General features: G+C 70.9%; 29 protein-coding genes and 4 tRNA genes. 6 read left to right on the top strand and 27 right to left on the bottom strand.

What is annotated here, in order from left to right; translation table 11 throughout:
- Window positions 1-64: 64 nt before the first annotated feature.
- The 7 genes from rplJ to ACZ470_RS04825 form a co-directional block, all read right to left on the bottom strand.
- Entirely contained in the window at window positions 65-595 is a 531-nt protein-coding gene (gene rplJ / locus ACZ470_RS04855) for a 50S ribosomal protein L10 (protein WP_468424458.1), read from the bottom strand.
- Window positions 596-907: 312 nt separating this feature from the next.
- Window positions 908-1861, bottom strand: coding sequence for an SCO4651 family lipoprotein (locus tag ACZ470_RS04850; RefSeq protein ID WP_468424456.1), 954 nt, complete (start codon window positions 1859-1861; stop codon window positions 908-910).
- Between the two features lie 163 nt (window positions 1862-2024).
- Window positions 2025-2750, bottom strand: coding sequence for a 50S ribosomal protein L1 (rplA, locus tag ACZ470_RS04845; RefSeq protein WP_004927356.1), 726 nt, complete (start codon window positions 2748-2750; stop codon window positions 2025-2027).
- Between the two features lie 82 nt (window positions 2751-2832).
- On the bottom strand, window positions 2833-3267 hold the full coding sequence (gene rplK, locus ACZ470_RS04840) for a 50S ribosomal protein L11 (RefSeq protein ID WP_006130605.1): 435 nt from the start codon (window positions 3265-3267) through the stop codon (window positions 2833-2835).
- A 168-nt stretch (window positions 3268-3435) separates the two neighbouring features.
- A complete protein-coding gene (gene nusG, locus ACZ470_RS04835; protein WP_468424454.1) occupies window positions 3436-4266 on the bottom strand; it encodes a transcription termination/antitermination protein NusG in 831 nt (276 codons plus the stop codon).
- An 80-nt stretch (window positions 4267-4346) separates the two neighbouring features.
- A complete protein-coding gene (gene secE / locus ACZ470_RS04830) occupies window positions 4347-4631 on the bottom strand; it encodes a preprotein translocase subunit SecE (RefSeq protein WP_468424452.1) in 285 nt (94 codons plus the stop codon).
- 108 nt (window positions 4632-4739) lie between these two features.
- A tRNA-Trp gene (locus tag ACZ470_RS04825) sits at window positions 4740-4812 on the bottom strand.
- A 284-nt stretch (window positions 4813-5096) separates the two neighbouring features.
- On the opposite strand from ACZ470_RS04825, the gene ACZ470_RS04820 reads away from it, so the two are divergent.
- Both ACZ470_RS04820 and ACZ470_RS04815 read left to right on the top strand, forming a co-directional pair.
- Complete coding sequence (locus tag ACZ470_RS04820) at window positions 5097-6323, top strand: pyridoxal phosphate-dependent aminotransferase (protein ID WP_468424450.1); 1227 nt, start codon at window positions 5097-5099, stop codon at window positions 6321-6323.
- A 120-nt stretch (window positions 6324-6443) separates the two neighbouring features.
- On the top strand, window positions 6444-7475 hold the full coding sequence (locus tag ACZ470_RS04815; RefSeq protein WP_468424448.1) for an adenosine deaminase: 1032 nt from the start codon (window positions 6444-6446) through the stop codon (window positions 7473-7475).
- 193 nt (window positions 7476-7668) lie between these two features.
- Here the strand turns inward: ACZ470_RS04815 and ACZ470_RS04810 are convergent, their stop codons facing one another.
- The 7 genes from ACZ470_RS04810 to ACZ470_RS04780 all read right to left on the bottom strand — a co-directional run bounded on the left by ACZ470_RS04810 (window position 7669) and on the right by ACZ470_RS04780 (window position 11015).
- Entirely contained in the window at window positions 7669-8337 is a 669-nt protein-coding gene (locus tag ACZ470_RS04810; RefSeq protein WP_468424446.1) for a hypothetical protein, read from the bottom strand.
- Window positions 8338-8452: 115 nt separating this feature from the next.
- On the bottom strand, window positions 8453-9508 hold the full coding sequence (locus tag ACZ470_RS04805) for a UDP-N-acetylmuramate dehydrogenase (RefSeq protein WP_468424444.1): 1056 nt from the start codon (window positions 9506-9508) through the stop codon (window positions 8453-8455).
- A gap of 53 nt (window positions 9509-9561) precedes the next feature.
- Window positions 9562-9990 (bottom strand): MaoC family dehydratase, encoded by a 429-nt coding sequence (locus ACZ470_RS04800; RefSeq protein ID WP_468425181.1) that lies wholly within the window; start codon window positions 9988-9990, stop codon window positions 9562-9564.
- 8 nt (window positions 9991-9998) lie between these two features.
- Complete coding sequence (locus ACZ470_RS04795) at window positions 9999-10451, bottom strand: FAS1-like dehydratase domain-containing protein (protein WP_468424443.1); 453 nt, start codon at window positions 10449-10451, stop codon at window positions 9999-10001.
- Between the two features lie 119 nt (window positions 10452-10570).
- The gene (rpmG, locus tag ACZ470_RS04790) at window positions 10571-10735 is read right to left on the bottom strand and encodes a 50S ribosomal protein L33 (RefSeq protein ID WP_003948671.1); all 165 of its coding nucleotides are present in this window, start codon (window positions 10733-10735) and stop codon (window positions 10571-10573) included.
- A gap of 88 nt (window positions 10736-10823) precedes the next feature.
- Window positions 10824-10896: transfer RNA gene (locus tag ACZ470_RS04785), tRNA-Met, on the bottom strand.
- Window positions 10897-10942: 46 nt separating this feature from the next.
- Window positions 10943-11015 (bottom strand) — tRNA-Thr (locus tag ACZ470_RS04780).
- A gap of 200 nt (window positions 11016-11215) precedes the next feature.
- On the opposite strand from ACZ470_RS04780, the gene ACZ470_RS04775 reads away from it, so the two are divergent.
- Both ACZ470_RS04775 and ACZ470_RS04770 read left to right on the top strand, forming a co-directional pair.
- Window positions 11216-12496 carry an amidohydrolase family protein gene (locus tag ACZ470_RS04775; protein ID WP_468425179.1) on the top strand — a complete coding sequence of 427 codons (1281 nt, stop codon included), beginning with the start codon at window positions 11216-11218 and terminating at the stop codon, window positions 12494-12496.
- A 63-nt stretch (window positions 12497-12559) separates the two neighbouring features.
- Window positions 12560-13216, top strand: a complete 657-nt coding sequence (locus ACZ470_RS04770; RefSeq protein WP_468424441.1) for an NAD(P)H-binding protein — start codon at window positions 12560-12562, stop codon at window positions 13214-13216.
- Window positions 13217-13231: 15 nt separating this feature from the next.
- Here ACZ470_RS04770 and ACZ470_RS04765 read toward each other — a convergent pair whose 3' ends face one another.
- Together ACZ470_RS04765 and ACZ470_RS04760 are read right to left on the bottom strand one after the other, a co-directional pair.
- Window positions 13232-13444, bottom strand: a complete 213-nt coding sequence (locus ACZ470_RS04765; RefSeq protein ID WP_468424439.1) for a hypothetical protein — start codon at window positions 13442-13444, stop codon at window positions 13232-13234.
- A gap of 107 nt (window positions 13445-13551) precedes the next feature.
- Window positions 13552-13633 (bottom strand) — tRNA-Tyr (locus tag ACZ470_RS04760).
- 235 nt (window positions 13634-13868) lie between these two features.
- Between ACZ470_RS04760 and ACZ470_RS04755 the strand changes: the two genes are divergently transcribed.
- Complete coding sequence (locus ACZ470_RS04755) at window positions 13869-14357, top strand: YajQ family cyclic di-GMP-binding protein (protein ID WP_024883143.1); 489 nt, start codon at window positions 13869-13871, stop codon at window positions 14355-14357.
- A 60-nt stretch (window positions 14358-14417) separates the two neighbouring features.
- Here ACZ470_RS04755 and ACZ470_RS04750 read toward each other — a convergent pair whose 3' ends face one another.
- Window positions 14418-14684 (bottom strand): GlsB/YeaQ/YmgE family stress response membrane protein, encoded by a 267-nt coding sequence (locus ACZ470_RS04750; RefSeq protein ID WP_468424437.1) that lies wholly within the window; start codon window positions 14682-14684, stop codon window positions 14418-14420.
- Window positions 14685-14777: 93 nt separating this feature from the next.
- On the opposite strand from ACZ470_RS04750, the gene ACZ470_RS04745 reads away from it, so the two are divergent.
- Entirely contained in the window at window positions 14778-16034 is a 1257-nt protein-coding gene (locus ACZ470_RS04745) for an APC family permease (RefSeq protein WP_468424435.1), read from the top strand.
- Between the two features lie 49 nt (window positions 16035-16083).
- Here ACZ470_RS04745 and ACZ470_RS04740 read toward each other — a convergent pair whose 3' ends face one another.
- The 10 genes from ACZ470_RS04740 to ACZ470_RS04695 form a co-directional block, all read right to left on the bottom strand.
- On the bottom strand, window positions 16084-16668 hold the full coding sequence (locus ACZ470_RS04740) for an SMI1/KNR4 family protein (RefSeq protein WP_468424433.1): 585 nt from the start codon (window positions 16666-16668) through the stop codon (window positions 16084-16086).
- Window positions 16669-16775: 107 nt separating this feature from the next.
- On the bottom strand, window positions 16776-17177 hold the full coding sequence (locus ACZ470_RS04735) for a YccF domain-containing protein (protein ID WP_468424431.1): 402 nt from the start codon (window positions 17175-17177) through the stop codon (window positions 16776-16778).
- Window positions 17174-18034 (bottom strand): zinc metalloprotease HtpX, encoded by an 861-nt coding sequence (gene htpX, locus ACZ470_RS04730; protein WP_468424429.1) that lies wholly within the window; start codon window positions 18032-18034, stop codon window positions 17174-17176. Before htpX ends, ACZ470_RS04735 begins: the two co-directional genes overlap by 4 nt.
- Window positions 18035-18275: 241 nt before the next feature.
- Entirely contained in the window at window positions 18276-19775 is a 1500-nt protein-coding gene (locus ACZ470_RS04725) for an NADH-quinone oxidoreductase subunit N (protein ID WP_468424427.1), read from the bottom strand.
- On the bottom strand, window positions 19772-21346 hold the full coding sequence (locus ACZ470_RS04720; protein ID WP_468424425.1) for a complex I subunit 4 family protein: 1575 nt from the start codon (window positions 21344-21346) through the stop codon (window positions 19772-19774). The genes ACZ470_RS04725 and ACZ470_RS04720 overlap by 4 nt, the downstream gene beginning before the upstream one ends.
- A gap of 6 nt (window positions 21347-21352) precedes the next feature.
- Complete coding sequence (locus ACZ470_RS04715; RefSeq protein WP_468424423.1) at window positions 21353-23347, bottom strand: NADH-quinone oxidoreductase subunit 5 family protein; 1995 nt, start codon at window positions 23345-23347, stop codon at window positions 21353-21355.
- Window positions 23344-23751 (bottom strand): NADH-quinone oxidoreductase subunit NuoK, encoded by a 408-nt coding sequence (gene nuoK / locus ACZ470_RS04710; protein ID WP_468424421.1) that lies wholly within the window; start codon window positions 23749-23751, stop codon window positions 23344-23346. Before nuoK ends, ACZ470_RS04715 begins: the two co-directional genes overlap by 4 nt.
- Window positions 23751-24380 (bottom strand): NADH-quinone oxidoreductase subunit J family protein, encoded by a 630-nt coding sequence (locus tag ACZ470_RS04705; protein ID WP_468424419.1) that lies wholly within the window; start codon window positions 24378-24380, stop codon window positions 23751-23753. Before ACZ470_RS04705 ends, nuoK begins: the two co-directional genes overlap by 1 nt.
- Complete coding sequence (locus ACZ470_RS04700) at window positions 24377-24928, bottom strand: NuoI/complex I 23 kDa subunit family protein (RefSeq protein ID WP_468424417.1); 552 nt, start codon at window positions 24926-24928, stop codon at window positions 24377-24379. Before ACZ470_RS04700 ends, ACZ470_RS04705 begins: the two co-directional genes overlap by 4 nt.
- Window positions 24928-25896, bottom strand: a complete 969-nt coding sequence (locus ACZ470_RS04695; RefSeq protein WP_468424415.1) for a complex I subunit 1/NuoH family protein — start codon at window positions 25894-25896, stop codon at window positions 24928-24930. The genes ACZ470_RS04700 and ACZ470_RS04695 overlap by 1 nt, the downstream gene beginning before the upstream one ends.
- Window positions 25897-26521 lie beyond the last annotated feature (625 nt).

Below are 26521 nucleotides of genomic sequence, written 5' to 3'. Positions count from 1 at the left end.
GTCGGGCCCGCATCGACCCTCACTGCGTGCGGTTCACGCGGCGAGGATCGGAAAGCGAGCCGAATTACTCGGCACCGCCCTGCTCGGCCTGCTTGGCACGGAGCGCGTCCACGGTGCGGACGAGCTTCGACGGGAGCGCCTGGAGGAGCTGAGCAGTCTGCGTCTGCTTGCCCTTGAAAGCGCCCGCCAGCTTGGCGAGCAGAACCTCGCGGGACTCGAGGTCCGCAAGCTTCTTGATCTCGTCGGCGGACATCGCCTTGCCGTCAAGGACACCGCCCTTGATGACGAGATTCGGGTTGTCCTTGGCGAAGTCACGAAGACCCTTCGCCGACTCCACCGGGTCACCGGTGACGAAGGCGACAGCCGTCGGGCCAGCGAAGAGCTGGTCGTCGAGCGTGATCCCGGCCTCGTTGGCCGCAATCTTGGTCAGCGTGTTCTTCACCACGGCGTACTGGGCGTTCTCACCGAGCGAACGGCGCAGCGTCTTGAGCTGCGCCACGGTGAGACCGCGGTACTCGGTCAGCACGGCGGCGTTGGAGCTGCGGAACTTGTCCGTCAGCTCGGCAACCGCGGCAGCCTTGTCGGGCCTCGCCATAGAGCCTCGGCCTCCTTCCGGGTGATTCGGACCGCGCGGACCCGAAGGAGGACTGGGGAAAACGAAACGCCCCGGGCGCAGGCGCACGGGGCGTAGCTCAACCGGTCACTCGCGTACTCGCGGCAGCGAGCTCCGGGAACTCTTCCACTGACACCTGCGCGGGTCGTCCGCAGTTCAGCGGATCCTTCGGCCACCGCGCCCTCTGACGAGCGCACGGCAACGACCAGCGGTCTTTGGCTTCCGTGGAAGAGTACGCGAACGGATCGGCGTCAGGCAAATCGGCCGAGCCGGGGCATCGGAGCCCCGGAGGCGTCATGCTCCGAGACCGGCCTCGGAGTCGGCGCCCAGCTCCTCCAGGCCCTCCAGCATCTCCATGAGGTCGAAGGTGTCCTTCGCCGCCGGCGCCTCGACGTCGGCCTTGGCACCGTAGTCGGAGTAGTCGGCCGTCATCTTCATCGTGCCCTGCGGCATCTGCATGCCGACGACCATCCGGACCGGGTAGTTGTCCTCGTTGACCCAGACCTCGGTGTCGTAGCCCTTCAGCCCCGTCTTCTCGACGTTGGCGATCAGCTTCTCGCGCTCCTCCGCGGAGAGCAGGCTGTCGGTGTTCTTGTTGGCGTCGAGCATCTCCTCGAAGCTCAGGGTGCCCTTGTAGTGCTGCGCCTGGACGCCGCCGACCTTCTCCGGGCCCACGTGCTTCAGGTTCGGCGACTCGAGCAGCAGCGCGAGCTGCTGTGCCGGGTCCTGGTTCATGTTCTCCAGGCCACCGGTCATCTGCTTCTGCATCTCGGCGTCACCGGACGCCTCGGCGATGGCGGCGAAGTCCATCTTCATCCAGCGCTTGCCGTCCATCTCGGCGGCCTGCGCCGCCCCCATGTCCATGTACATGACGTTGTCGAGCATGATCATGCGGACCTGCTCGGGAGCCTCCGGGTCGCCCGCCGTGAGCATGGAGCCCTTCATCGTGACGTCCATCACGGCCGGGTCCCAGCCCTGTACGCCGGACATCTCCATGGTGCCGCCGCCGTCCACCCCGGCCGGCATCGTCATGGTCATCCGGACCTTGGAGGACTTGGCCTCCGAGGTCTTCTTGAAGGCGGCCTGGAGCACCTCGGTCGCCTGGTTCTGCGTCTGGACCTTGGACTCGGACGAGTCGGCGGCCTTCTTCTTCCCGCCCCCGTCACCGTCCTGACAGCCCGCGAGGCCCACGACGACGGCCGCGGCCGTCAGAGAGACACCCGCGCGCTTCCATGCGGCCATGCCCATGAATCCCACCCCTGGTTGTTCGCTGTGCTACGTCTGTGAATGCAAAGGAACCGTAACCCACCCGACTGACACTGGCGTAACAAAAAACCGGCCCCGCGCCTTCGTTGAGGGCACGGGACCGGTTTTCACAGCATGCACGGGCCGGTTGTCAGGCCCGCCCGGCTCAGACGGCGGCCGGGTCCTCCTCGACGAGGAGGTTGCGGGTGCGGTTGGAGTCGAGCGGAATGCCGGGGCCCATCGTGGTGGTGATGGCGGCCTTCTTGATGTAGCGGCCCTTGGCGGCGGACGGCTTCAGACGGAGGATCTCCTCCAGCGCCGCGGCGTAGTTCTCCACCAGCTTGGTGTCGTCGAACGACGTCTTGCCGATGATGAAGTGCAGGTTCGAGTGCTTGTCGACGCGGAACTCGATCTTGCCGCCCTTGATGTCGTTGACGGCCTTGGTGACGTCCGGGGTCACGGTGCCGGTCTTGGGGTTCGGCATCAGACCACGGGGACCGAGCACACGGCCGAGGCGGCCGACCTTGCCCATGAGGTCCGGGGTGGCGACGACGGCGTCGAAGTCCAGACGGCCCTTCGACACCTCGTCGATCAGCTCGTCGGCGCCGACGATGTCGGCGCCCGCGGCACGCGCGGCCTCGGCACGGTCACCGGTCGCGAAGACCAGGACCCGGGCGGTCTTACCGGTGCCGTGCGGGAGGTTCACGGTGCCACGGACCATCTGGTCGGCCTTGCGCGGGTCGACACCCAGACGGAAGGCGACCTCGACGGTGCCGTCGAACTTGGTCGTGGACGTCTCCTTGGCGAGACGGACGGCCTCGAGCGGGGCGTACAGCTTCTCCCGGTCGATCTTGGCGTCCGCAGCGCGGAGAGACTTGCTGCGCTTGCTCACTGAAAGCTCCTGTGGAATCTGAGGAGTCGTGGTCCGGGCCGAGCCGGCCCTTCCACTACTGCTTGGCTTACGGGGGTGGAGGTCAGCCCTCGACCGTGACGCCCATGGAACGGGCGGTGCCGGCGATGATCTTCTCGGCGGCGTCCAGGTCGTTGGCGTTGAGGTCGGGCATCTTGGTGGTGGCGATCTCACGGACCTGGTCACGCGTGATCTTCGCGACCTTGGTCTTGTGCGGCTCGCCGGAGCCCTTCTCCACGCCCGCGGCCTTGAGGATCATCTTGGCGGCCGGCGGGGTCTTGGTGATGAAGGTGAAGGAACGGTCCTCGTAGACCGTGATCTCCACCGGGATGACCCAGCCGCGCTGCGACTCGGTCGCGGCGTTGTAGGCCTTGCAGAACTCCATGATGTTCACGCCGTGCTGACCCAGCGCGGGGCCGACCGGCGGGGCCGGGTTCGCGGCACCGGCCTGGATCTGGAGCTTGATGAGCCCCGTGACCTTCTTCTTCTTGGGAGGCATGGCTCTCCGGGTCCTTTCGATTCGGGTCCTGCCCGCGTCAGGGGGACAACCCGGACGCAGGCATACCGCACAACGATAACGGGTATGGATGCGCGGCCAAAAACCGAGCAGGTCAGGCGAACGTGCGACCGTTCACCCGACCTGCTCGGACGCTGTGTGCCAGAAGGGCTAGTTCTTCTGGATCTGGTCGAAGGAGAGCTCGACCGGCGTCTCGCGGCCGAAGATCTCCACCAGGCCCTTGACCTTCTTGGAGTCGGGGTTGATCTCGTTGATGGTCGCCTGGAGCGTGGCGAACGGACCGTCGGTGACGGTGACCGAGTCGCCGACCTCGAAGTCCAGCACCTGGACCTCGACCTTGCGCTGCGGAGCGGGCTTGCCCTCGGCCTCCGCGGCCTCGCGGGCGGCCTTCTCCTCGGCCTCCGGGGCGAGCATCTTGACGATCTCGTCCAGCGTCAGCGGGTACGGGTCGTAGGCGTTGCCCACGAAGCCGGTGACACCGGGGGTGTTGCGGACGACGCCCCAGGACTCGTTCGTCAGGTCCATGCGGACCAGGACGTAACCCGGGAGCTTGTTCTGCTTGATCGTCTTGCGGTCGCCGTTCTTGATCTGGACGACCTCTTCCTGCGGCACCTCGGCCTGGAAGATGTAGTCCTCGACGTTCAGCGAGACGGCGCGCTGCTCCAGGTTGGTCTTCACCCGGTTCTCGTAGCCCGCGTAGGTGTGGATGACGTACCACTCGCCGGGCAGCGTCCGCAGTTCCTCGCGGAGCTTCTCGACGGGGTCGCGGTCGTCCTCGGGCTCCTCCTCGGCCGCTTCCGCGGCCTCCTCGGTCTCGTCCGCCTCGGCGGTCTCGTCCTCGGTGGTGCCGGCAGCCTCGGCCTCGGCGGAGGCCTCGGTGTCCTCGACGTCCGCGCCCTCGACGGCGGCGAGCGCGTCCTCGGCGGACTCGGCCCCTTCGCCGTAAGGCTCGACGGCGTCGTTCACGTTCGGGTCAGACACGGTGGCTGCTTCTTCCTGGATACATAGGGGTGGAACATGCGAAAGGAGCGCCGGGTACCTCGGCGCTCTTCGCTCTCGGCTCAGCCGAAGACGTACTTGGCGGCGTGGCTGAGGCCATAGTCGATCAGGGTGATCAGGCCGATCATCAGCACGACGAAGATGATCACTGCGGTCGTGTACGACGTCAGCTGGTTGCGGGTCGGCCAGACAACCTTGCGGAGCTCCGCGACGATCTGGCGGTAGAAGAGCGCGAGGCGCTTCAGCGGACCCTTCTTGGCCCGCTTGCCGCCCTTGCGGGTCTTCTTGGAATCCGGCGCTTCGTCCTGGGCATCAGGCATGTCGATGGAGCCCACGGCGTCCGTCACTCGTCCTCACCTGATTCCGGGTCGTGGCCGTGCCGCGCCCGGTCTGAGCCGCACGGCGGTGCATTGCTGTACGTACATGCGCACACATCCTGGCGAAGGTGTGTGTAGCAGGGCCGGAGGGACTTGAACCCCCAACCGCTGGTTTTGGAGACCAGTGCTCTACCAATTGAGCTACGACCCTTTGTGTGTCCCCCAACGTACCGCATCCAACCGGATGCTTGGTGTGCACCGGCTGATCGCGGGCCGCTGAAGGCCAACGAGGTGAGAGTGTACGTGTTCCTGGGCCGGGCGTCGAACAGAAAGTGGCCGCGACGGATCACCCCGGTGGCACAACGGCGGAAGATCGTCCTGGCCACATGGCCCCGCCGGGGTCGATCCGGACTGGTGTTCAGTGGTTTGCCCGGTCCTGTTCAGTCTGTGAAACCCCCGTGCCGCGTGGGTTTCCGGTCTGAAACGATGGGCCCCATGAGCGCTGCAACCCCTCCCACCGAGCGCCGGGTCTCCGCCCGAGTCGGCGCCATCTCCGAGTCGGCCACCCTCGCCGTGGACGCCAAGGCCAAGGCACTGAAGGCCGCCGGGCGGCCGGTGATCGGCTTCGGCGCCGGTGAGCCGGACTTCCCTACGCCGGACTACATCGTCGAGGCCGCGATCGAGGCCTGCAAGAACCCCAAGTACCACCGCTACACGCCGGCCGGCGGTCTGCCGGAGCTGAAGACCGCCATCGCCGCCAAGACGCTGCGCGACTCCGGCTACGAGGTCGACCCGTCCCAGATCCTGGTCACCAACGGCGGCAAGCAGGCCATCTACGAGGCCTTCGCCGCGATCCTCGACCCGGGCGACGAGGTCATCGTCCCGGCGCCTTACTGGACGACGTACCCCGAGTCGATCCGGCTGGCCGGCGGTGTCCCGGTCGAGGTCGTCGCCGACGAGACGACCGGCTACCGCGTGAGCGTGGAGCAGCTGGAGGCGGCCCGCACGGAGAAGACGAAGGTCGTCCTCTTCGTCTCCCCCTCCAACCCGACCGGCGCGGTCTACGGCGAGGCCGAGACCGAGGCGATCGGCCGCTGGGCCGTCGAGCACGGCCTGTGGGTGCTGACCGACGAGATCTACGAGCACCTGGTCTACGGCGACGCCGTCTCCGTGTCGCTGCCGGCGCTCCTGCCCGAGCTGCGCGACAAGTGCATCGTGGTCAACGGTGTGGCGAAGACGTACGCGATGACGGGCTGGCGGGTCGGCTGGGTCATCGGCCCGAAGGACGTGGTGAAGGCCGCGACCAACCTCCAGTCGCACGCCACCTCCAACGTCTCCAACGTCGCCCAGGCGGCCGCTCTCGCCGCCGTCTCCGGCGACCTGGACGCGGTCGCGACGATGCGCGAGGCCTTCGACCGCCGGCGGAAGACCATCGTCCGGATGCTCAACGAGATCGACGGCGTGGTCTGCCCGGAGCCGGAGGGCGCGTTCTACGCCTACCCCTCGGTGAAGGCGCTGATCGGCAAGGAGATCCGGGGCAAGCGGCCGCAGGACTCGGTCGAGCTGGCGGCGCTCATCCTGGAGGAGGCCGAGGTCGCGGTGGTGCCCGGTGAGGCGTTCGGTACGCCGGGCTATCTGCGGCTGTCGTACGCGCTGGGCGACGAGGACCTCGTCGAGGGCGTGAGCCGGATCCAGAAGCTGCTGGCGGAGGCACGGGACTGACCTCTCCTTGCTCCAGGGGCGCCCGGATTGACTCCGGGCGCCCCTGTTCGTTTGTGCGAGCAAGACCACGAAAGGGGAAAGCGCTACCGGGACGGCGGGGGCGTGCGGCAGGATCGGCGAATGGAGCGTGTACGTGATGTCTCTGAGCTGCCGAAAGCCCATCTGCACCTGCACTTCACCGGGTCCATGCGGCCCACCACCCTGCTGGAACTGGCCGACAAGTACGGCGTGCGCCTGCCCGAGGCGCTGACCGACGCGCTGACCAGCGGGGAGCCGCCGAGGCTGCGGGCCACGGACGAGCGGGGCTGGTTCCGTTTCCAGCGGCTGTACGACGCCGCGCGCTCGTGCCTGCGGGAGCCCGAGGACATCCAGCGGCTGGTGCGGGAGGCGGCGGAGGAGGACCTGCGGGACGGCTCGGGCTGGCTGGAGATCCAGGTGGACCCGACGTCGTACGCGCCCCGGCTGGGCGGGCTGATCCCGGCGCTGGAGATCATCCTGGACGCTGTGGACACGGCGGCCCGGGACACCGGGATCGGCATGCGGGTGCTGGTGGCCGCGAACCGGATGAAGCATCCCCTGGACGCGCGCACGCTGGCCCGGCTGGCGGTGCGGTACGCCGACCGGGGGATCGTCGGGTTCGGGCTCTCCAACGACGAGCGGCGTGGGATGGCCCGCGACTTCGACCGGGCGTTCGCGATCGCCCGGGACGGCGGGCTGCTGTCCGCGCCGCACGGGGGCGAGCTGACGGGGCCGGCGTCGGTGCGGGACTGCCTGGACGACCTGGAGGCTCACCGGATCGGGCACGGCGTGCGGGCGGCGGAGGACCCGCGGCTGTTGCAGCGGCTCGCGGACCGCCAGGTGACCTGCGAGGTGTGCCCGTCCTCGAACGTGGCGCTGGGCGTGTACGACAAACCGGAGGACGTCCCCCTGCGCACCCTGTTCGAGGCGGGGGTCCCCCTGGCCCTCGGCGCGGACGACCCCCTCCTCTTCGGCTCCCGCCTGGCGGCCCAGTACGAACTGGCCCGCCTCCACCACGGCTTCACGGACGCGGAGCTGGCGGAACTGGCCCGCCAGTCGGTACGCGGCTCGGCGGCCCCGGAGGACGTGAAGGCGAAGCTCCTGTCAGGCGTGGACGCCTGGCTCACCACGTAGCTGCGGGCAGTCGTGCCTCCCCCAGTGCCTCAAGGGCCTGGGAGGTACCCCCAGGGCGACGGGGGTACCTCCCGCTCGAGCGAAGCCGAGAGTGGGGGAGGGTGGGCGGTGGGGGTACCTCCCGCTCGAGCGGGAGGTAAGAGTGGGGGAGGCACCGCGCGAGCGCCGGGAGCGTCACTCCGCCCGCCCCGGGTCACCCCGGCCGCTTGAAGTGGGCGTAGGGCGGATACGGCTTGAAGCAGAGCAGGATCTCGTGCGGGTGTCCGCCGCCGGGCTGCTGCGTCAGGCCCGGGATCCCCGTCACGAGGGCCGCCCGGCCCTGGGCGACGCCCTTCTGGCGCGGCCCCCAGCCCGCCGCGTAGGCGCAGGACATGGCGGCCTCGGCGAAGACGTCCCGGCTGCCGAAGAGGAACAGCGTGCGTGCGTGGTGGGTGTGCCGCAGCTCGTCCGGGTGGTCGGGGCGTCCTGCGCGTCGGCGCCAGGCTGCGGCGTCGCGGTCCGTGCGCGCCTCGTCGGTCCGGACGGTCAGGGGCGTGCCCGGTCCCAGCGAGCGGCGCAGCCTGGGCCACGTGCTGGGGCGCAGTCCGTAGGAGTGGTGGGCCAGGACGAGGTCGACCGGTTCGCCGTGGCCCTCGTCGGGTGGGACGCCGTCGCGCAGGGGCACGTGGACGATCGTGTGGCGGGAGTAGGCGGCGAAAGAGAACAGGCCGGCGAGGCGGTTCAGTCCGTCGTGGTCGCCGAGGAGCAGGCCGATGGGCTCCGGGGCGCGCAAGGACGTGTGGCGCAGGGGGTGCCGGGGCTGGACGACGCGGTGCTCGCGCGGGCCCGTACGGGGACGGAACTGGCGCAGTCTCAGGCGCATGCGGTGGGCCTCACGGCCCCAGGATCGCGGGCACGCGCGCCGGGCGGCAACGGGGATTTCGCTGCTGGGCCGCGGACACGGCCCCGCGGGGCCCGGCGTGATCGCCGAGAGGCCCCTAGAGGCTCACGCCCACCGTGACCGGTTCGTTGACCAGGGTGATGCCGAACGCCTCGCGCACACCCGCGACGACCTCGCGGGCGAGGGCCAGGAGGTCCTCGGTGGTCGCGTCGCCCCGGTTGGTGAGGGCGAGGGTGTGCTTCGTGGAGATGCGGGCCGGCCCATGACCGTACCCCTTGGTGAAGCCGGCCTTGTCGATCAGCCAGGCCGCGGAGGTCTTGGTGTGGCCCTCGCCCGCCGGGTACGCGGGGGCCTCGACCCCGTCACCGAGCCGCTCCCGCACACGCGTGCGAAACGCGGCGAACGCCTCGTCGTCGAGGATCGGGTTGGTGAAGAAGGAACCGGCCGACCAGGTGTCGTGGTCGTCGGGGTCCAGGACCATGCCCTTGCCGGCGCGCAGCCCCAGGACCGTCTCGCGGGCCGTGGCCAGGGGCACCCGGTCGCCCGGCGCGACACCGAGGACGCGGGCCGTCTCCGCGTACTTGACGGGACCGGAGAGACCGCCGGCGTCCTCCAGTTCGAAGCGGACGCGCAGGACGACATAACGCTCGGGGTCGGCCTTGAAGCGGCTGTGGCGGTACGAGAAGGCGCACTCCTCGTTGCCGAGGGTGACCGCCTCGCCGGCCCGGCGGTCGTAGGCGACGACCTCGGTGATGGTGGAGGAGACCTCCTGGCCGTACGCCCCGACGTTCTGGATCGGCGTGGCACCCGCCGATCCGGGGATGCCGGCCAGGCACTCGACGCCGGCCAGGCCCGCCTCCACGGTGCGGGCGACGGCGTCGGTCCAAACCTCGCCTGCCGCCAGCTCCAGACGCGTGCCGTCCAGGGTGAAGCCCTTGGTGGCGACGACGAGGGCGGTGCCGTCGAAGCCCTTGTCGCCGATGACCAGGTTGGAGCCGCCGCCGATGATCAGCAGCGGTGTGCCGCTGTCGTCGGCCTCGCGGACGACGGCGATCACCTCGTCGTCGGTCGTCGCGGTGACCAGCCGGGTCGCGGGACCGCCCAGCCGGAAGGTGGTCAGCGGGGCGAGGGGGGCGTCGTGGAGTTCCTGCACGCGCTCAAGACTACGAGACGGCACCGACAGCCCCCTCCCCCGACCGGTTCGGGTCAGCCCAGCCGGACGACCGCCCGCGACATCCCGAGGACCTTCTGTCCGCCGTGGATCGCGGTGAGGTCGACGCGGACCGTGTTGTCGTCGAGCTTGGCGGCGACCTTGCCGCGGACCTCTATGGTGGCGCCCTGGTCGTCGTTGGGGACGACGACGGGACGGGTGAAGCGGACGCCGTACTCGACGACGGCGCCGGGGTCGCCCACCCAGTCGGTCACCACGCGGATCGCCTCGGCCATGGTGAACATGCCGTGCGCGATGACGTCGGGGAGGCCGACCTCCTTGGCGAACTTCTCGTTCCAGTGGATGGGGTTGAAGTCGCCGGAGGCGCCCGCGTACTGGACGAGGGTGGCCCGGGTCACGGTGAACGTCTGTGCGGGCAGCTCGGTGCCGACCTCGACGTCGGCGTAGGAGATCTTCGCCGTCATGGTGGTGTTCACGCCTCCTCTGCCGCGCGGGCGACCAGCTTGGTCCAGGCGGTCACGACGTGCTCGCCGGCCTGGTCGTGCACCTCGCCCCGGATGTCCAGCACCTCGTTCCCGGCCATCGACCTGATCGTCTCGATGGTCGAGGTGACGCTGAGCCGGTCGCCGGCGCGCACCGGCCGGTGGTAGGAGAACTTCTGGTCGCCGTGCACCACCCGGCTGTAGTCGAGGCCGAGCTGCGGGTCGGCGATGACCTGACCGGCGGCCTTGAAGGTGATGGCGAACACGAAGGTCGGCGGGGCGATCACATCGGGGTGGCCCAGCGCCTTGGCGGCCTCCGCGTCCGTGTAGGCCGGGTTGTTGTCACCCACTGCTTCGGCGAACTCGCGGATCTTCTCCCGGCCCACCTCGTAGGGCTCGGTGGGCGGATAGCTCCGCCCCACGAAGGACTGGTCGAGCGCCATGCGCGCGGCACCTCCTGTGTCTGACTGCGGGCGGCCGGTCCTGACCATGGTCGGCCGGTGGGCAAAACGACACGAGGCCGCCCCCCGAGTGGGGGGACGGCCTCGTGTACGAGCCTGTTTTATCGCGTTTCGCGGTGCGCGGTGTGCGCGTTGCAACGCGGGCAGTGCTTCTTCATCTCAAGACGGTCCGGGTTGTTACGCCGGTTCTTCTTGGTGATGTAGTTCCGCTCCTTGCACTCCACGCAGGCCAGCGTGATCTTCGGGCGGACGTCGGTGGCAGCCACGTGAGTGCTCCTTGACGAACGGATTGACTGTATTAACGCAAGAAGAGTAGCCGATCGAAGGACCGACCCCGCAATCGGCTACTGTCTGTAGCGGTGACCGGACTTGAACCGGTGACACAGCGATTATGAGCCGCTTGCTCTACCGACTGAGCTACACCGCTTTGATGCGATCGGGCCCCGCCTCGCGGCGGGAACCTCACACACCAGAGCCCCAAAACGGAATCGAACCGTTGACCTTCTCCTTACCATGGAGACGCTCTGCCGACTGAGCTATTGGGGCGAGCGATGAAGACATTACACGGTCCGCCGCCGTTCGCCCAAATCCGTTTCGGCCCCCTGTCTCCGGCGCGGGACCACGCCGGTACGACTATTGGGCTCCTCCCGGCGAGGGGCGGGCCGTCGGCCTAGGCTCGACTCACTCTGCGTGATCTTGCCTGCGTGACCTTGCCCTCCGTGCGCAGCCCGAGCCCCTGGAGCGCGATGCCCGACAGCCGGCCGCAGCCACCGGCCCGACCGCCCTCGTCCTCGGGCCCGGGTCCGGCCGACCCCGCCCCGCTGCTGCTGTCGGGTGCGCGTCTCACCGACGGCCGGATCGTGGACGTGCGGCTGGGAGGCGGGCGCATCGAGGCGGTCGGTACGGCGGGCAGTCTCACGGCGGACGGCACGCGCGCGTGCGGCACCCGGGTCGACCTGACCGGCTATCTGCTCCTGCCGGCCCCCGCCGAACCCCACGCCCACGCGGACACGGCCCTGTCCGCCACCGACGACGGCCCCGTCTCCCACGACCCCGGGGACGTGCGGCGCCGCGCGACGGAGGCGGCGCTGCTCCAGCTCGGGCACGGGGCCACGGCCCTACGGGCGCATGTGCGGGTGGGCGATGTGGCCGGGCTCGGCGCGCTGACCGCCGTACTGCGGGCGCGGCGCTCGCTGCGCGGGCTGGCGGAGCTGACGACGGTGGCGATGCCGCGCGTGCTGACCGGGGTGGCCGGGGCGGACGGGCTCGCGGTGCTGCGGGACGCGCTGAAGATGGGCGCGTCCGTGGTGGGCGGCTGTCCGGATCTCGACCCCGACCCCACGGGATATGTGGAGGCGGTGCTGGAGGTCGCCGCCGAACACGGCTGCCCCGTCGACCTGCACACCGACGCCGGCGACCCGGCCCGCCTGGCCCGGTTGACGGCGATGGCGGGCGGGCTGCGGCCCGGGGTGGCGCTCGGCCCGTGCGGAGGTCTCGCCCGGCTGCCCGCCGAGGTGGCGGCGCGGACCGCGGACCGGCTCGCGGCGGCCGGGGTGACGGTGGTGTGCCTGCCGCAGGGCGGCTGCGGCGCCGTGGACCGCCGGGGCGTGGCTCCGGTACGGCTGCTGCGCTCGGCCGGAGTGCGGGTGGCCGCCGGGAGCGGTGCCCTGCGGGACGTGTCGAATGCGGTGGGCCGGGGCGATCCGCTGGAGGCGGCGTATCTGCTGGCCTCCCGGCACGGGCTGTCCGCCCAGGACGCCTACGCGGCGGTGAGTTCGTCGGCGCGGGCGGCCCTGGGGCTGCCCGAGGTACGGGTGGAGGCGGGGTTCCCGGCCGAGTTGCTGGCGGTCCGCGGGGACGGGCTCCCGGGGGCGCTGTCGCTGGCGTACAGCCGCATCGTGGTGCACGCGGGGCGGGTGGTGGCCCGGACGAGTGCGGTGCGGGAGTACTGCGGTTCGGCGGCGGAGGTCGAGGTGGAGGTGGAGGTGGAACCGGGTCTGCCGCGGCAGGGGCGGGGGCCAGCGTAACGGCGGGTGGGACCCGAGGGCGTTGCGCGGCGGATCAGGTCGCCCCGGCGTACGGTCGGAGGCATGCGCATTGTCATCGCTGGTGGTCATGGTCAGATCGCGCTACGGCTGGAGCGGCTGCTCGCCGCGCGCGGGGACGAGGCGGCGGGCATCATCCGCAAGCCCGAACAGGCCGACGAACTGCGCCGGCTGGGAGCCGAACCGGTCGTGCTCGACCTGGAGTCGGCGTCGGTGGAGGAGGTCGCGGAGCGGCTGGAGGGCGCGGACGCGGCGGTGTTCGCGGCGGGCGCCGGTCCGGGCAGCGGCGCGGGCCGCAAGGAGACGGTGGACAAGGCCGCGGCGGTCCTCTTCGCCGACGCGGCGGTCCGCGCGGGCGTACGGCGTTTCGTGATCGTGTCGTCCATGGGCGCGGACCCGGCCCACGAGGGCGACGAGGTCTTCGACGTGTATCTGCGCGCCAAGGGTGAGGCGGACGCGTACGTGCGTGGTCTGGACGCCCTGGACTGGACGGTCCTGAGGCCGGGACAGCTCACCAATGACGCGGGGACCGGTCTGGTCCGCCTGGAGGCCCACACGGGCCGCGGCCCGGTCCCGCGCGACGACGTGGCCGCCGTGCTGGCGGAACTGGTGGACACCCCGGCGACGGCCGGCCTGACCCTGGAGCTGATCAGCGGACCCGCACCGGTGTCGGTGGCGGTGAAGTCGGTGGCCGGCGGCTGAATCGCGCCGCAGCCGCTAGAACAGCGGCATCTGCCCCGGGAACTCGGGCACCACGTACCCGTCCAGCGAGGGCTGTTCCGCCCCCAGCGGGGCGTGCCTGCGCGACCCGGGGCAGGAGGTCAGTTCCCCGCTCCCCCGCGCGCCGGGCGGGTCGTGCCGCGCGTACCGCCCGGCGACGACGGCGATCTCACGACGGCACTCGGGGCAGGGGCGACGACGGGACGACATGAGGTCAGTGTGCCCCGGCCCTTCCGCCCCCGAACAGCAAGCACCCGCGGACACGAAGAGACCCCCTCCGCACTGCTTCCGCAGTCCGGAGGGGGTCTTCCCCAGTGTGGCGGCGCCAGGATTCGAACCTGGGAAGGCTGAGCCGGCAGATTTACAGTCTGCTCCCTTTGGCCGCTCGGGCACACCGCCGGGGTTGCTGCCCTCGAACCGCCTTTCGGCGGTGCTCCGTGGCAACGACGTAAACAATACCCGATGGACAGGGGTGCTTCGCCACCCGATTGATCGCCACCGGGAGGCCGGGGGGTGACTAGGCTGGACCGGATGCGGCCCGGGACCGACGCCGGGCCCGGTGGCCGCCTCACGTACGCCGGTACGCATCCGGTGCGCAGCCCGATACGCACCCCGATACAAGGAGCCACAGGACATGGCCGACTCCAGTTTCGACATCGTCTCGAAGGTCGAGCGGCAGGAGGTCGACAACGCCCTCAACCAGACCGCCAAGGAGATCTCGCAGCGCTACGACTTCAAGGGCGTGGGTGCCTCGATCTCGTGGTCCGGGGAGAAGATCCTCATGGAGGCGAACTCCGAGGACCGGGTGAAGGCTGTCCTCGACGTCTTCCAGTCCAAGCTGATCAAGCGGGGCATCTCCCTGAAGGCCCTGGACGCGGGTGAGCCCCAGCTCTCGGGCAAGGAGTACAAGATCTTCGCGTCGATCGAGGAGGGCATCTCCCAGGACAACGCGAAGAAGGTCGCGAAGATCATCCGCGATGAGGGCCCGAAGGGTGTGAAGGCCCAGGTGCAGGGCGACGAGCTGCGGGTCAGCTCCAAGAGCCGCGACGACCTTCAGGCCGTCATCGCGCTGCTCAAGGGCAAGGACTTCGACTTCGCACTGCAGTTCGTGAACTACCGGTAGGCCGGACGCGGACGAGAGGACGAGAGGGGGTGGGCACCCGGGCGGTGCCCACCCCCCGCGTCAGTCGCGCGAGTGGCCGAACAGGATGCGGTAGGCGATCAGGAGGACCAGCGAGCCGCCGATCGCGGCGACCCAGGTGGTGCCGTCGTAGAAGTCCTTGCTGATCGGGTGGTCGAGCCAACGGGCGGATATCCAGCCGCCGATGAACGCGCCGGCGACGCCGATGAGGGTCGTGCCGATGAGGCCGCCCGGGTCGCGGCCCGGCAGCAGGAACTTGGCTATCGCTCCGGCCAACAGTCCCAGGATGATCCAGCTGATGATCGTCATGCCGTGCACCTGCCCTTTCCCGCTGTTCCCGCAACCTTGACAGACGTCACCCGTACACGTGGCGGTTGCACTCGGCCGGTAGGGTGCGACGCCATGACACAGAAGTCCGGTGCCGAGTTGCGGCGCACGCTCGGCGTCGGTGACGCCGTGGTCATCGGTCTCGGCTCGATGGTCGGCGCCGGGATCTTCGCCGCCCTGGCCCCCGCCGCGCAGGCGGCCGGTTCCGGGCTGCTCCTCGGTCTGGCGGTGGCCGCGGTGGTCGCCTACTGCAACGCCACGTCGTCGGCGCGCCTGGCCGCCCTGTACCCGGCCTCGGGCGGCACGTACGTGTACGGGCGCGAGCGGCTCGGGGACTTCTGGGGTTACCTCGCGGGCTGGGCGTTCGTGGTCGGGAAGACCGCCTCCTGCGCGGCGATGGCGCTCACCGTGGGCGCGTACGTCTGGCCGGGGCAGGCGCACGCCGTGGCGGTCGCCGCGGTGGTGGCGCTGACCGCGGTCAACTACGGCGGTGTCCAGAAGTCCGCCTGGCTGACGCGGGCGATCGTGTCCGTGGTCCTGGCTGTCCTCGCTTCCGTGGTGGTCGTGTGTCTGACGTCGGGGCGGGCCGATGCCGGACGGCTGGACATCGGGCTCTCGGGCGGGGCCGGCGGGGTGCTTCAGGCGGCCGGTCTGCTGTTCTTCGCCTTCGCCGGGTACGCCCGTATCGCGACCCTCGGCGAGGAGGTCAGGGATCCGGCACGCACCATCCCACGGGCGATCCCGCTGGCCCTCGGCATCGCGCTGGTGGTGTACGCGGCTGTCGCGGTGGCTGTCGTCTCGGTACTGGGGTCGACGGGGCTGGGTGACGCCACCGCGCCGCTGGCGGACGCGGTGCGGGCCGCTGGGATGCCCGGGCTCGTGCCGGTGGTGCGGGTGGGTGCGGCGGTGGCCGCGCTGGGTTCGCTGCTCGCCCTGATCCTGGGGGTCTCGCGGACGACGCTGGCCATGGCCCGGGACCGGCATCTCCCGGGTGCCCTCGCCGCCGTGCATCCGCGGTTCCAGGTGCCGCACCGGGCGGAGCTGGCGGTGGGCGCGGTGGTCGCCGTCCTGGCCGCCACGGTGGATGTGCGGGGTGCGATCGGTTTCTCCTCCTTCGGTGTGCTGACGTACTACGCGGTGGCCAACGCTTCGGCCTGGACGCTGGATTCGCGGCCGGCTGTGCGGCTGGTGCCGGCGGTGGGACTCGCCGGGTGCCTGGTGCTGGCGTTCTCGCTGCCGTGGATCTCGGTGGCCGTGGGCGCGGGCGTGCTGCTGCTGGGTGCGGTGGCCTACGGTGTGCGGCGGTCGAGGGCGGCCGGCGGCAGCCGGTAGCCGTGGCGGGTGGCGCGGGTTGCGGGGTCCTCGGGCGCGGCGGGCGCGGTCAGGGCGCCGGTATGGGTGTCGGCGCGGGTGCCGGTGTCGCGGGTCCGCGGAAGCCGGTCCAGGGGGCCAGGTCCGTCCCCTCGTTCTCCTCCTCGTACCAGCCCGTGCCCCGGATCCAGGAGTGGAGCCAGTCCGTGAGGGCGGGGGCGTCGACGTACCAAGCGAGGTCGGGGTCGCCCGGGTTGGGTTCGAAGAGGAGGACGGTGGCCCGGGGTGAGCGGCAGTCGACGCAGGCGTACATGCCGCAGCCCCAGTGGGATATCGGCAGCACCCCCTCGGGCCAGGCCCAGTCGGGGTCCTCACGGCCGCTCGCGCGGTTGGCGAGGTACTGGGCCACGGCGGCGGGTTCACCGGAGGGCGCGCTGTCCATGAGGGGCAGCAGACCGTACTCGGGACCGAAGCCGCCGTCGGCTATGCGCAGGTAGAGCTCGGCGAGCAGGGGTGGCAGGGCGAAGCCCAGCGTGGCCTCGGCGCGTGCCAGTGTGGCCGCGTCGACGGGGTCGGGGAGGGAGGGCCAGCCCCACGGGCGGGTGTCGCGGGCCTTGTCCGCCACCTGTGTCAGCAACTGCTCGTGCTCGGTCATGGGTTCATCATGCGGGCCGCCACTGACAGTCGTGCGGGCCTGTGGACAACTCCCGGGTTGTGGACAACGCCGGGGTCCGGACGTGACCGGCGGGGCCGGCCTCCGCCCTACCAGCGCGCCGTGTCGGTGAAGGGCCGGTCCGTCCGCACGATCTCCCGACCCAGCGGGACCAGCGACACCGGGATCAGCTTGAAGTTGGCGATCCCCAGCGGGATTCCGATGATCGTCACGCACAGGGCGATCCCGGTGATGATGTGGCCGAGCGCCAGCCACCACCCCGCGAGGAGCAGCCACAGCACGTTGGCGACGAAGGACGGCGCTCCCGCGCTCCGGCGCTCCACCGTCGTGTACCCGAAGGGCCACAGGGCGTAGACACCGATACGGAACGCGGCCACGCCGAAGGGGATACCGATGATCGTGACGCACAACAGCAGGCCTGCCAGCAGATAGCCGAGGAACAGCCAGAATCCGCTGAAGACGAGCCATATGAGATTCAGGATGGTCTTCACTGGTGACCTGCCATCTTCTCGAGCCGGGCGATGCGTTCCGTCATCGGCGGGTGGGTGGAGAACATCTTCGAGAGCCCTTGGCCCGGCCGGAACGGGTTGGCGATCATCATGTGGCTGGCCGTCTCGATGCGGGGCTCGGGGGGCAGCGGGAGCTGCTTGGTTCCGTGTTCCAGTTTGCGCAGGGCACCGGCGAGGGCGAGCGGGTCGCCGGTGAGCTGGGCGCCGGCGGCGTCGGCCTCGTACTCCCGGGAGCGGCTGATGGCCAACTGGATGAGGGACGCGGCGAGCGGCCCCAGGATCATGATCAGCAGCATGCCGAGGATGCCGGGGCCGTCGTCGTCGTCCGAGCGGCCGATCGGGATCAGCCAGGCGAAGTTGACCAGGAACATGATCACGGAGGCGAGGGCGCCGGCGACCGAGGAGATCAGGATGTCGCGGTTGTAGACGTGGCTGAGCTCGTGGCCGATGACACCGCGCAGTTCCCGCTCGTCGAGCAGGCGCAGGATGCCTTCGGTGCAGCACACGGCGGCGTTGCGCGGGTTGCGGCCGGTGGCGAAGGCGTTGGGGGCCTCCGTCGGGGAGATGTACAGGCGGGGCATGGGCTGACGGGCCTGGGTGGAGAGCTCGCGGACCATGCGGTACAGGCCCGGGGCCTCGAACTCGCTCACCGGTCGGGCGCGCATCGCGCGCAGGGCCAGCTTGTCGCTGTTCCAGTACGCGTACGCGTTGGTGCCCAGGGCGATCAGGACGGCGACGACGAGCCCCATGCGGCCGAAGAAGCTGCCGATGACGATGATGAGTGCGGACAGTCCCCCGAGGAGGACTGCGGTCCTGAGCCCGTTGTGCCGGCGGTGCACGGTACGCCCTCCAAATCGTGCTTCAGGGGGACCCTTGCTTGCTGATCTTCCTTCTGACCTGCGCTGCCCACTGGTCTCGTGGTGTCACGTCCAGTGGACCCTCCCGTACCGGTCAACGCCAGGCGACGGGCACTAGTTCCCTTGTGCGCGCGGTGGCGCGTGTCAACCGTCCGGGTGACGGCCGCCCCGAGCGGGCCGGGGGCGGCACGCGCGCGTGCCGGAACGGGCCCGTGCCCGGGGGTCAGAAGAGTCCGGTGTCGGTGAAGCGCAGGACCAGCTGGGGGGCGCCGGACAGGGCGATGCCGAGGACGCCGGTCAGTGCCATCGCGGCGGTGACGGGGGCGGGGAGTCGGTGCTCGACCGGTTCGCCCTCGGGGGCGCGGAACAGCAGGGCCGTCCACTGGAGGTAGTAGACCAGCGCGATGACGACGTTGACGGCCATGACGACGGCGAGCCAGCCGAGTCCGGCGTCCACGGCCGCGGAGAACACGGTGACCTTGGCGAAGAGGCCGATGATGCCCGGCGGGAGTCCGGCGAGGCAGAGCAGGAAGAAGCCCAGGAGGAGCGCGGTGAGCGGGCTGGAGGCGTACAGGCCGCGGTAGTCGGCGACGCGGTTGAGCCGGTGCGCGCGGCCGACGAGTGCGGCCACCGCGAACGCGCCCAGGTTCACCGCGCCGTACATGAGGGCGTAGGCGACGGTGGAGCCGACCGACTTCTCGGCGTCGCCGGAGTACGCGGCGGCGGCGATCGGCACCAGGAGGTAGCCGGCCTGGCCGACGGACGACCAGGCGAGGAGCCGTACCGCGCTGTACGCGCGCGTGGCCTGCTGCCGGAGGGCGCCGACATTGCCGACGGTCATGGTGAGCGCGGCGAGGGCGGCGAGCGCGGGTCCCCAGACGTCGGCGTACGACGGGAGGGCGACGACGGTGACGAGGACGAGGCCGGTGAAGCCGACGGCCTTGCCGATGACCGACAGGTAGGCGGCGATCGGCAGGGGTGCTCCGACGTAGGTGTCGGGGACCCAGAAGTGGAAGGGGACGGCGGCGGTCTTGAAGGCGAAGCCGACGAGGGTGAGGACGACGCCGGTCTGGGTGAGGGTGTGGAGCTGTCCGTCGACGTTCTGGACGCGTTCGGCGATCAGGGTGAGGTGGAGGGTCCCGGTGGCGGCGTAGACGAAGCTGACGCCGAGCAGGCTGACCGCCGTCGCGGTGACGGAGGAGAGGAAGAACTTGAGGGCCGCTTCGGAGGACCTGCGGTCGCCGTGCCGCAGGCCGACCAGGGCGAAGGCCGGCAGGGAGGCGACCTCCAGGGCGACGATGAGGGTCGCGAGGTCGCGGGAGGCGGGCAGGAGGGCGGCGCCGGCCGCGGAGGAGAGGAACAGGAACCAGTACTCGCCCTCCGGGAGCCGTTTCCCCGCGTCCTTGAGGGCGGTGACCGACAGGAGGGCGGCCAGGAGGGCGCCGCCGAGGACCAGGAACTGGATGGCCAGGGTGAACCGGTCGGCGGTGTAACTGCACACGCCGGCGTCGCCGACCAGGCAGAACGTGCTGCGGTCGGCGTCGAGGAGGGGCAGCAGCATCAGCGTGGCGGCGGCGAGTCCGGCCACCGAGAGCCAGCCGAGCAGCGGCTTCCTGGCGTCGCTCACGAAGAGGTCGGCGACGAGCACGACGAGTCCGACGACCGCCGCGATGGTGGGCGGCGCGATGGCCAGCCAGTCGACGGACTGGACGAGGGAGCTCATCGGGTGCCTCCTGCGAGGAGCTGCTGCACGGCCGGGTCGGTCAGCCCGAGGAGGGCCCGGGGCCACAGCCCGGCGACGACGGTGAGGACGACGAGCGGGGTCCAGGCCGCGAACTCGTAGGAGCGCACGTCGGTGAGTTTCGGGGCGTCCTGGGGTGCGGCGCCCATGCAGACCCTGCGGACCACGATCAGCAGGTAGGCGGCGGTCAGCAGGGTGCCGAAGGCGCCGATCGCCATGAAGGTGAGGAAGGCGGGGCGGCTGAGGCCGGCGGCGGGGTCGAAGGCGCCGAACAGCGCCAGCATCTCGCCCCAGAATCCGGCCAGGCCGGGCAGGCCGAGGGAGGCGACGGCGGCGAAGGCGAGCAGTCCGCCGAGGCGGGGGGCCTTGCCGTAGAGGGCGGCGCCGGTCTGTTCGGCGAGGGTGTCGAGGTCGGTGCTGCCGGTGCGGTCCTTGAGGGCTCCGACCAGGAAGAAGAGCAGGCCGGTGATGAGGCCGTGGGCGATGTTGGCGAACAGGGCGCCGTTGACGCCGGTCGGGGTCATGGTGGCGATGCCGAGGAGGACGAAGCCCATGTGACCGACGGAGGAGTAGGCGATGAGGCGCTTGAGGTCGCCCTTCGCGCCCTGCTTGGCGAGGGCCAGGCAGGCGAGGGATCCGTAGATGATCCCGACGACGGCGAAGGCGGCGAGGTAGGGCGCGAAGGTGCGGAAGCCGTCCGGCGCGGCGGGCAGCAGGATCCGGACGAACCCGTACGTACCCATCTTCAGCAGGACACCGGCCAGCAGGACCGAGCCGACGGTCGGCGCGGCGGTGTGGGCGTCGGGCAGCCAGCTGTGCAGCGGCCACATCGGGGTCTTCACCGCGAGCCCGATCCCGATCGCCAGAACGGCGATGACCTGCACGGATGTGGTCAGCGACCGGCCGTTGTCAGTGGCGAGTGCCACCATGTCGAATGTGCCCGCCTCGATTCCGATCAGGAGCAGGCCGAGCAGCATGACCACGGAGCCGAGCAGCGTGTAGAGGATGAACCTCCAGGCGGCCTCGGCCCGGCCCTCGCCGCCCCAGCGGGCGATGAGGAAGTACATCGGGATGAGGACCATCTCGAAGGCGAGGAAGAACAGGATCAGGTCGAGGACGGCGAAGGTCGCGAGGGTGCCGGACTCGAGGACGAGCAGCAGGGCGACGAAGGCCTTCGGGGACGGTCCCGCGGGCGGCTTGAAGTACGAGTGGAGCGCGCAGAGGAAGGTCAGCAGCGCGGTCAGGACGAGAAGGGGGAGGGAAATGCCGTCGGTGCCGAGGTGGATCCGCACGTCGAGTGCGGGAATCCAGCTGATGTCGGTCGTGGCCTGCATCTTCGACGGCTGGTCGTGGTCGAAGCCGAGCGCGAGGACGATCGCCGCGGCGAGGATCGCGCCGGTGACGGTCACGCCGTGGCGGAGCACGGCCTGCTCGGGTGACTTCCCCTTCAGTCCGGGCGGGGCCGGCAGGAGAGCGGCGGCGGCGCCGAGGAGCGGGCCGACGACAAGGAACGCCAGAAGGATCTGCATCACGGACTCGTTGATATCGATCACGCCTGCTCACGCTCCCGTGGCGACGAGGACGGCGGCGACCGCGAGGACGACGGTGCCGGCGAGCAGCGCGCTCACGTAGGTCTGCACATTGCCGGTCTGGCCCCGTCGTACGGCGGCGCCGAGCCAGCGGGGCAGCGTGCCCGCGCCGCGTACGTAGGTCTCGACGACCTCGCGGTCGAGGAACCGCACGAGGCTCGCGCCGGCCCGGACGGGGCGGACGAAGAGGGCCGAGTAGACGGCGTCCAGGTGGAAGCCGGCCGCCGCGTGGCGGTGCAGCGGGCCGAGGAGCAGCCGCCCGGGATCCGACGGATCGGGTGCGTACGCGATGTCGCCGTAGGCCGGTTCGTGGCTCGCGATGGCCTCCGCCTCGACCAGTCCTGCATCGCCCTCGGGGTGGGCGGCGACGGCGCCGAGGGGGACGCGGGCGGCGTGCGCGGTGGTGTGCCGCCAGGTGGCGTAGGTGATGATGCCGCCGACCAGGGCCACGCCCGTGCCGAGCACGGAGGTGGTGAGCGTCGGGGTCAGGTCGTGGCCGTCGAACCAGTCGGGCAGGACGCGGAACGCGAACCCGCCGAGTACGAGGGACGGGACGGCGAGCACCCACAGCACCACGGTCATCGTCAGCGGCTGCCTGCCGTGGTCGGGCGCTTCGGTGCCGTGGCCGCGGAAGGCCAGCAGCCACAGGCGCATCGCGTACGCGGCGGTGAGCAGGGCGGTGAGCAGACCGGCGAGGAGGACGAGCCAGCCCGCCGCGGCGGGGGTGTGCTCGGTGTGGCCGGTGACGACGTGCTCGGCGACCCCGAGGACGGCCTCCTTGGAGAAGAAGCCGCTGAACGGCGGGATCGCGGCGAGCGCGAGGAGCGCCACGGTCATCGTCCAGTAGGCGTCGGGGACGCGGTCCCGCAGATGGCCCATGCGGGACATGGCGGCCAGCGAGTTGGTGCCGGCGGCGTGGATGATCACGCCGGCCGCGAGGAACAGCAGCGCCTTGAAGGCGCCGTGGGACAGGAGGTGGAAGACGGCGGCGCCGCGGTCGGCGACGGCGAGGGCGCCGGTCATGTAGCCGAGCTGGCCGATCGTCGAGTAGGCGAGGACGCGCTTGATGTCGTCCTGGGCGAGCGCGGCCAGCGCCGAGCCGGTCATGGTGACGGCGGCCATGACGGCGAGGACGACCATCGCGGCCTGCGAGGCCTCGAAGAGCGGAAGGAGACGGGCGATGAAGTAGACACCGGCGGCGACCATGGTCGCGGCGTGGATCAGCGCGGAGACGGGGGTCGGGCCCGCCATCGCGTCGGGGAGCCAGGTGTGCAGCGGGAACTGCGCCGACTTGCCGGCCACGCCCGCCAGGAGCAGCAGGGCGATCAGCGTGGGGTGTTCGATGCCGCCGTTCGCGACGGCGCCGAGGACGCGGGTGATGCGGAAGGACCCGGCTTCGGTGGCCAGGGCGAACAGGCCGATGAGGAAGGGGACGTCGCCGAGCTTGGTGACCAGGAAGGCCTTCAGGGAGGCGGCGCGGGCCTCGGGGGTCTCCCAGTAGTGGCCGACGAGGAAGTAGGAACAGATGCCCATGACTTCCCAGCCGACCAGCAGCACCATCAGGTCGCCGGAGTAGACGACCAGGAGCATCGCGGAGGTGAACAGGGAGACGAGGGCGGCGTAGGAGGGGTAGCGCGGGTCGTCGCGCAGGTAGCCCGTCGAGTAGATCTGTACGCAGGTGGCGACCACGCCGACCAGGACGGCGGTGAGGGCGGCGAAGCCGTCGATGTGCAGGGCGAGTTCGATCGGGACCGAGCCGGTGGGCGTGAGTTCGGTGGCCGCGTCGACCGCCTGTTCCCCGCCCTGGCGCCAGGCGACCGTGGCGGCCAGTGCGAGGGAGACGAGTGTCGGCAGGACGGCGAGCGGGCGGACGAAGCCGGGGGCGGTGCGGCCCAGGAGCAGCCCGGCGAGTGCGCCGAGGAAGGGAAGGAGGGGGACGAGGACGGCGAGGGTGGTCGTGGTCACGCGGTGGCCTCAGCCTTCTCGCCGGCCGTCCGGGGCGCGGGGGCTTCGCGGCCGGTGACGTCGCCGTCGGGGTCGTCGGGGTCGTGGCCCTCGGCGGTGTCGCGAAGCTTGTCGATGTCCGAGGTGCCGCGGTTGCGGTACACGGCGAGGACGATCGCCAGGCCGATGCCGATCTCGGCGGCGGCGATGGCGATGGTGAACAGGGTGAGGGCCTGCCCGGAGTGCAGGGTGTCCTCGGCGGTCCGGCTGAGCCAGACGTCGAAGGCGACCAGGTTCAGGTTGACGGCGTTGAGCATCAGCTCGACCGACATCAGGACGAGGATCGCGTTGCGGCGGGCGAGGACGCCGTACAGGCCGGTGCAGAAGAGGAGGGCGGACAGAACGGCGGGATAGGCGAGGTGCATCAGCGGGCCCCTTCCGTGTCGCGCCGGGTGTCCGCCGCGCCGGCCGCGGTGTCGGCCTTGGCCTTGCGGGACAGGACGATCGCGCCGACCAGGGCGGCGAGGAGGAGGACGGAGAGGGCCTCGAAGGGGAGGACCCAGTGCTGGAAGAGGCTGGCGCCGGTCACGTCGGTGGAGCCCGCGGGGGCGCCGTCCAGGTCGATCCAGGTGGTCCGGAAGGCGTCCACGACCACCCACACCAGGGCGGCCGCGGCGGCCACGGCCACGGCGAGGGCGACCCAGCGGTTGCCGGAGTCGGCGTCCGGTGAGCGGCCGATGGGGGCCCTGGTGAGCATGAGCCCGAACAGGAGGAGGACGACGACGGAACCGACGTAGATGAGGACCTGCACCCAGGCGATGAACTCGGCGGTGAGCAGGAGGTATTCGACGGCGAGGCCACCGAGGGCCACCACCAGCCACAGGGCGGCGTGCACCAGCTGCCGGGTGGTGACGGTGATGACGGCGGCCCCGAGGGTGACCAGGCCGACGAGGAGGAAGGCGATCTCCACGCCCGTCGGGGAGAGGAAGCCGTGCGTTCCGGCGGCGGTGGTCGTGGCGTGCGCGGCCGTTCCTGCGGCTGCGGCGAGGGTCACGAATCCTCCTCCTGCGGTTCGGCCTGGGCGGCGGCCAGCTTGTCGGCGGTCTTGCGGGCGGCGGCGAGTTCCTTCGGTTCCTCGGCACCGGGGTCGAGGGCGGGCGGGGCCGGCACGGTCCACATCCACTCGCGGAGCTTGTCGCGTTCGTGGGTGAGGTCGCGGATGTCGGTCTCGGCGTACTCGAACTCGGGGGACCAGAACAGGGCGTCGAAAGGACACACCTCGATGCAGATACCGCAGTACATGCACAGGGCGAAGTCGATGGCGAACCGGTCGAGGACATTGCGGCTGCGTTCGCGGCCGCCGGGGGTCGCCGCCGGGACGGTCTCCTTGTGGGAGTCGATGTAGATGCACCAGTCCGGGCACTCGCGGGCGCACAGCATGCAGACCGTGCAGTTCTCCTCGAACAGGCCGATCACTCCGCGGGTGCGGGGCGGGAGGTCGGGCTGGGTGTCCGGGTACTGGTCGGTGACGGACTTCTTCGTCATCGTCCGCAGGGTGACGGCCAGGCCCTTGGCCAGGCCGGAGCCGGGGATGGGGGCCATTACAGGAACACCACCTTGACGATGCCGGTGAGGGCGATCTGAGCGAGGGAGAGGGGGACGAGGAGGGTCCAGGAGAGCTTCTGGAGCTGGTCCTCGCGCAGGCGGGGATAGGTGACGCGGAGCCAGATGACGAGGAAGGCGAGGATCGCGGTCTTCAGCAGGGTCCAGACCCAGCCGAGTCCGTCGGCGCCCCAGGGGCCGTGCCAGCCGCCCAGGAAGAGGACGGTGGTCAGGCCGCACAGGATGACGATTCCGGCGTACTCGGCGAGGAGGAAGAGGGCGAAGCGCAGGCCGGTGTACTCGGTGTACGCGCCGAAGATGATCTCCGAGTCGGCGACCGGCATGTCGAAGGGCGGGCGCTGGAGTTCGGCGAGGCCGGCGACGAAGAAGACGAGCGCGCCGGTGATCTGCCAGGGCAGCCACCACCACTCGAAGGCGTCGAGGATGCCGATGAGGGAGACCGTGCCGGCCGCCATCGCCACGGAGGCGGCGGTGAGCAGCATCGGGAGTTCGTAGGCGAGGAGCTGTGCGGCGGTGCGCAGGCCGCCGAGGAGGGAGAACTTGTTGGCGGAGGCCCAGCCGGCCATGAGCGAGCCGAGGACGCCCACGCCCATGACGGCGAGGACGAAGAACACGCCGGCGTCCAGCACCTGCCCGACCGCGCCCTCGCCCGGGCCGATCGGGATGGCGAGCAGCACGAGGAGGTACGGCAGGAGGGCGACGGCGGGGGCGAGCTGGAAGATACGGCGGTCCGCGCCGGCCGGGACCACGTCCTCCTTCTGCGCGAACTTCACGCCGTCGGCGATGAGCTGGGCCCAGCCGTGGAAGCCGCCGGCGTACATCGGGCCGAGGCGGCCCTGCATGTGGGCCATCACCTTGTGCTCGGTCTGACCCACGATCAGGGGGAAGGTGAGGAAGACGACGAACACGACCAGGAGTCGCAGGGCGACGTCCAGCACGTCGTTCACCGCGGGCCTCCTGAGGGGTCTTCGGGGGTGGGGTTCTCGGGGTCGCCGCGGTCGGGCTCCGAGCCGGGGTCCGAGCGGGGCTCGGGGGCCACTTCGGCGTCAGGGTCCGGACCGGCCTCCGGATTCGGGCCGCGCTCGGACGCCGACCCAGGGCCGGGGGCGGCTTCGGAATCGGCCTCGACGGCCGGTCCGGCGCCGCGTCCGGGCTCCGGACCGGGCTCGGGAGCCGACGGCGTTTCCGCCTCGTCGGCGGCCGGCTCGGTATCGGCCGCCGCTTCGGGCCGGTCGAAGGCGGGACGGGCGTGGTGCCAGGGGGCGTCCGCGCTGCGGGGAGCCGCCGGGGGCTTACGGTCGCGTCGGCCCTCGGTGGGGGCAGGGGCGGACTGGCCTCCCGCTCCCGTGGGCGCGTCCGGCGCCTCGGCACGCCGACCCGCGGAACCCTCGGACGCGGTGCGCGTCCGACGCGCCGGGGTACCGGCCGCGTCGGGGCGCGCCTCCCCCGCCTGGCTCGCGGAGCCCTCCGCGGACGAGGGCTCGGCCGGGGACTCAGGCGCGGCCGACTGGCTCACCGAACCCTCGGACGCCGAGCGGGTACGGCGAGGGCCTCCGGCCCCCGGGGCGCCGG

The organism is Streptomyces sp. NPDC031111 (assembly GCF_055570675.1).
The sequence above is the reverse complement of the archived record's forward strand: the minus strand, read 5'-3'. Positions and strand labels throughout refer to the sequence as shown.

Bases quoted from the DNA above. Each gene is read 5' to 3' on its own strand.
- rplJ (WP_468424458.1), bottom strand. From the start codon at position 595: ATGGCGAGGCCCGACAAGGCTGCCGCGGTTGCCGAGCTGACGGACAAG.
- ACZ470_RS04850 (WP_468424456.1), bottom strand. From the start codon at position 1,861: ATGGGCATGGCCGCATGGAAGCGCGCGGGTGTCTCTCTGACGGCCGCG.
- rplK (WP_006130605.1), bottom strand. From the start codon at position 3,267: ATGCCTCCCAAGAAGAAGAAGGTCACGGGGCTCATCAAGCTCCAGATC.
- ACZ470_RS04820 (WP_468424450.1), top strand. From the start codon at position 5,097: ATGAGCGCTGCAACCCCTCCCACCGAGCGCCGGGTCTCCGCCCGAGTC.
- ACZ470_RS04815 (WP_468424448.1), top strand. From the start codon at position 6,444: ATGGAGCGTGTACGTGATGTCTCTGAGCTGCCGAAAGCCCATCTGCAC.
- ACZ470_RS04810 (WP_468424446.1), bottom strand. From the start codon at position 8,337: ATGCGCCTGAGACTGCGCCAGTTCCGTCCCCGTACGGGCCCGCGCGAG.
- ACZ470_RS04800 (WP_468425181.1), bottom strand. From the start codon at position 9,990: ATGACGGCGAAGATCTCCTACGCCGACGTCGAGGTCGGCACCGAGCTG.
- ACZ470_RS04795 (WP_468424443.1), bottom strand. From the start codon at position 10,451: ATGGCGCTCGACCAGTCCTTCGTGGGGCGGAGCTATCCGCCCACCGAG.
- ACZ470_RS04775 (WP_468425179.1), top strand. From the start codon at position 11,216: ATGCCCGACAGCCGGCCGCAGCCACCGGCCCGACCGCCCTCGTCCTCG.
- ACZ470_RS04770 (WP_468424441.1), top strand. From the start codon at position 12,560: ATGCGCATTGTCATCGCTGGTGGTCATGGTCAGATCGCGCTACGGCTG.
- ACZ470_RS04765 (WP_468424439.1), bottom strand. From the start codon at position 13,444: ATGTCGTCCCGTCGTCGCCCCTGCCCCGAGTGCCGTCGTGAGATCGCC.
- ACZ470_RS04755 (WP_024883143.1), top strand. From the start codon at position 13,869: ATGGCCGACTCCAGTTTCGACATCGTCTCGAAGGTCGAGCGGCAGGAG.
- ACZ470_RS04750 (WP_468424437.1), bottom strand. From the start codon at position 14,684: ATGACGATCATCAGCTGGATCATCCTGGGACTGTTGGCCGGAGCGATA.
- ACZ470_RS04745 (WP_468424435.1), top strand. From the start codon at position 14,778: ATGACACAGAAGTCCGGTGCCGAGTTGCGGCGCACGCTCGGCGTCGGT.
- ACZ470_RS04740 (WP_468424433.1), bottom strand. From the start codon at position 16,668: ATGACCGAGCACGAGCAGTTGCTGACACAGGTGGCGGACAAGGCCCGC.
- ACZ470_RS04725 (WP_468424427.1), bottom strand. From the start codon at position 19,775: ATGAGCTCCCTCGTCCAGTCCGTCGACTGGCTGGCCATCGCGCCGCCC.
- nuoK (WP_468424421.1), bottom strand. From the start codon at position 23,751: ATGCACCTCGCCTATCCCGCCGTTCTGTCCGCCCTCCTCTTCTGCACC.
- ACZ470_RS04700 (WP_468424417.1), bottom strand. From the start codon at position 24,928: ATGGCCCCCATCCCCGGCTCCGGCCTGGCCAAGGGCCTGGCCGTCACC.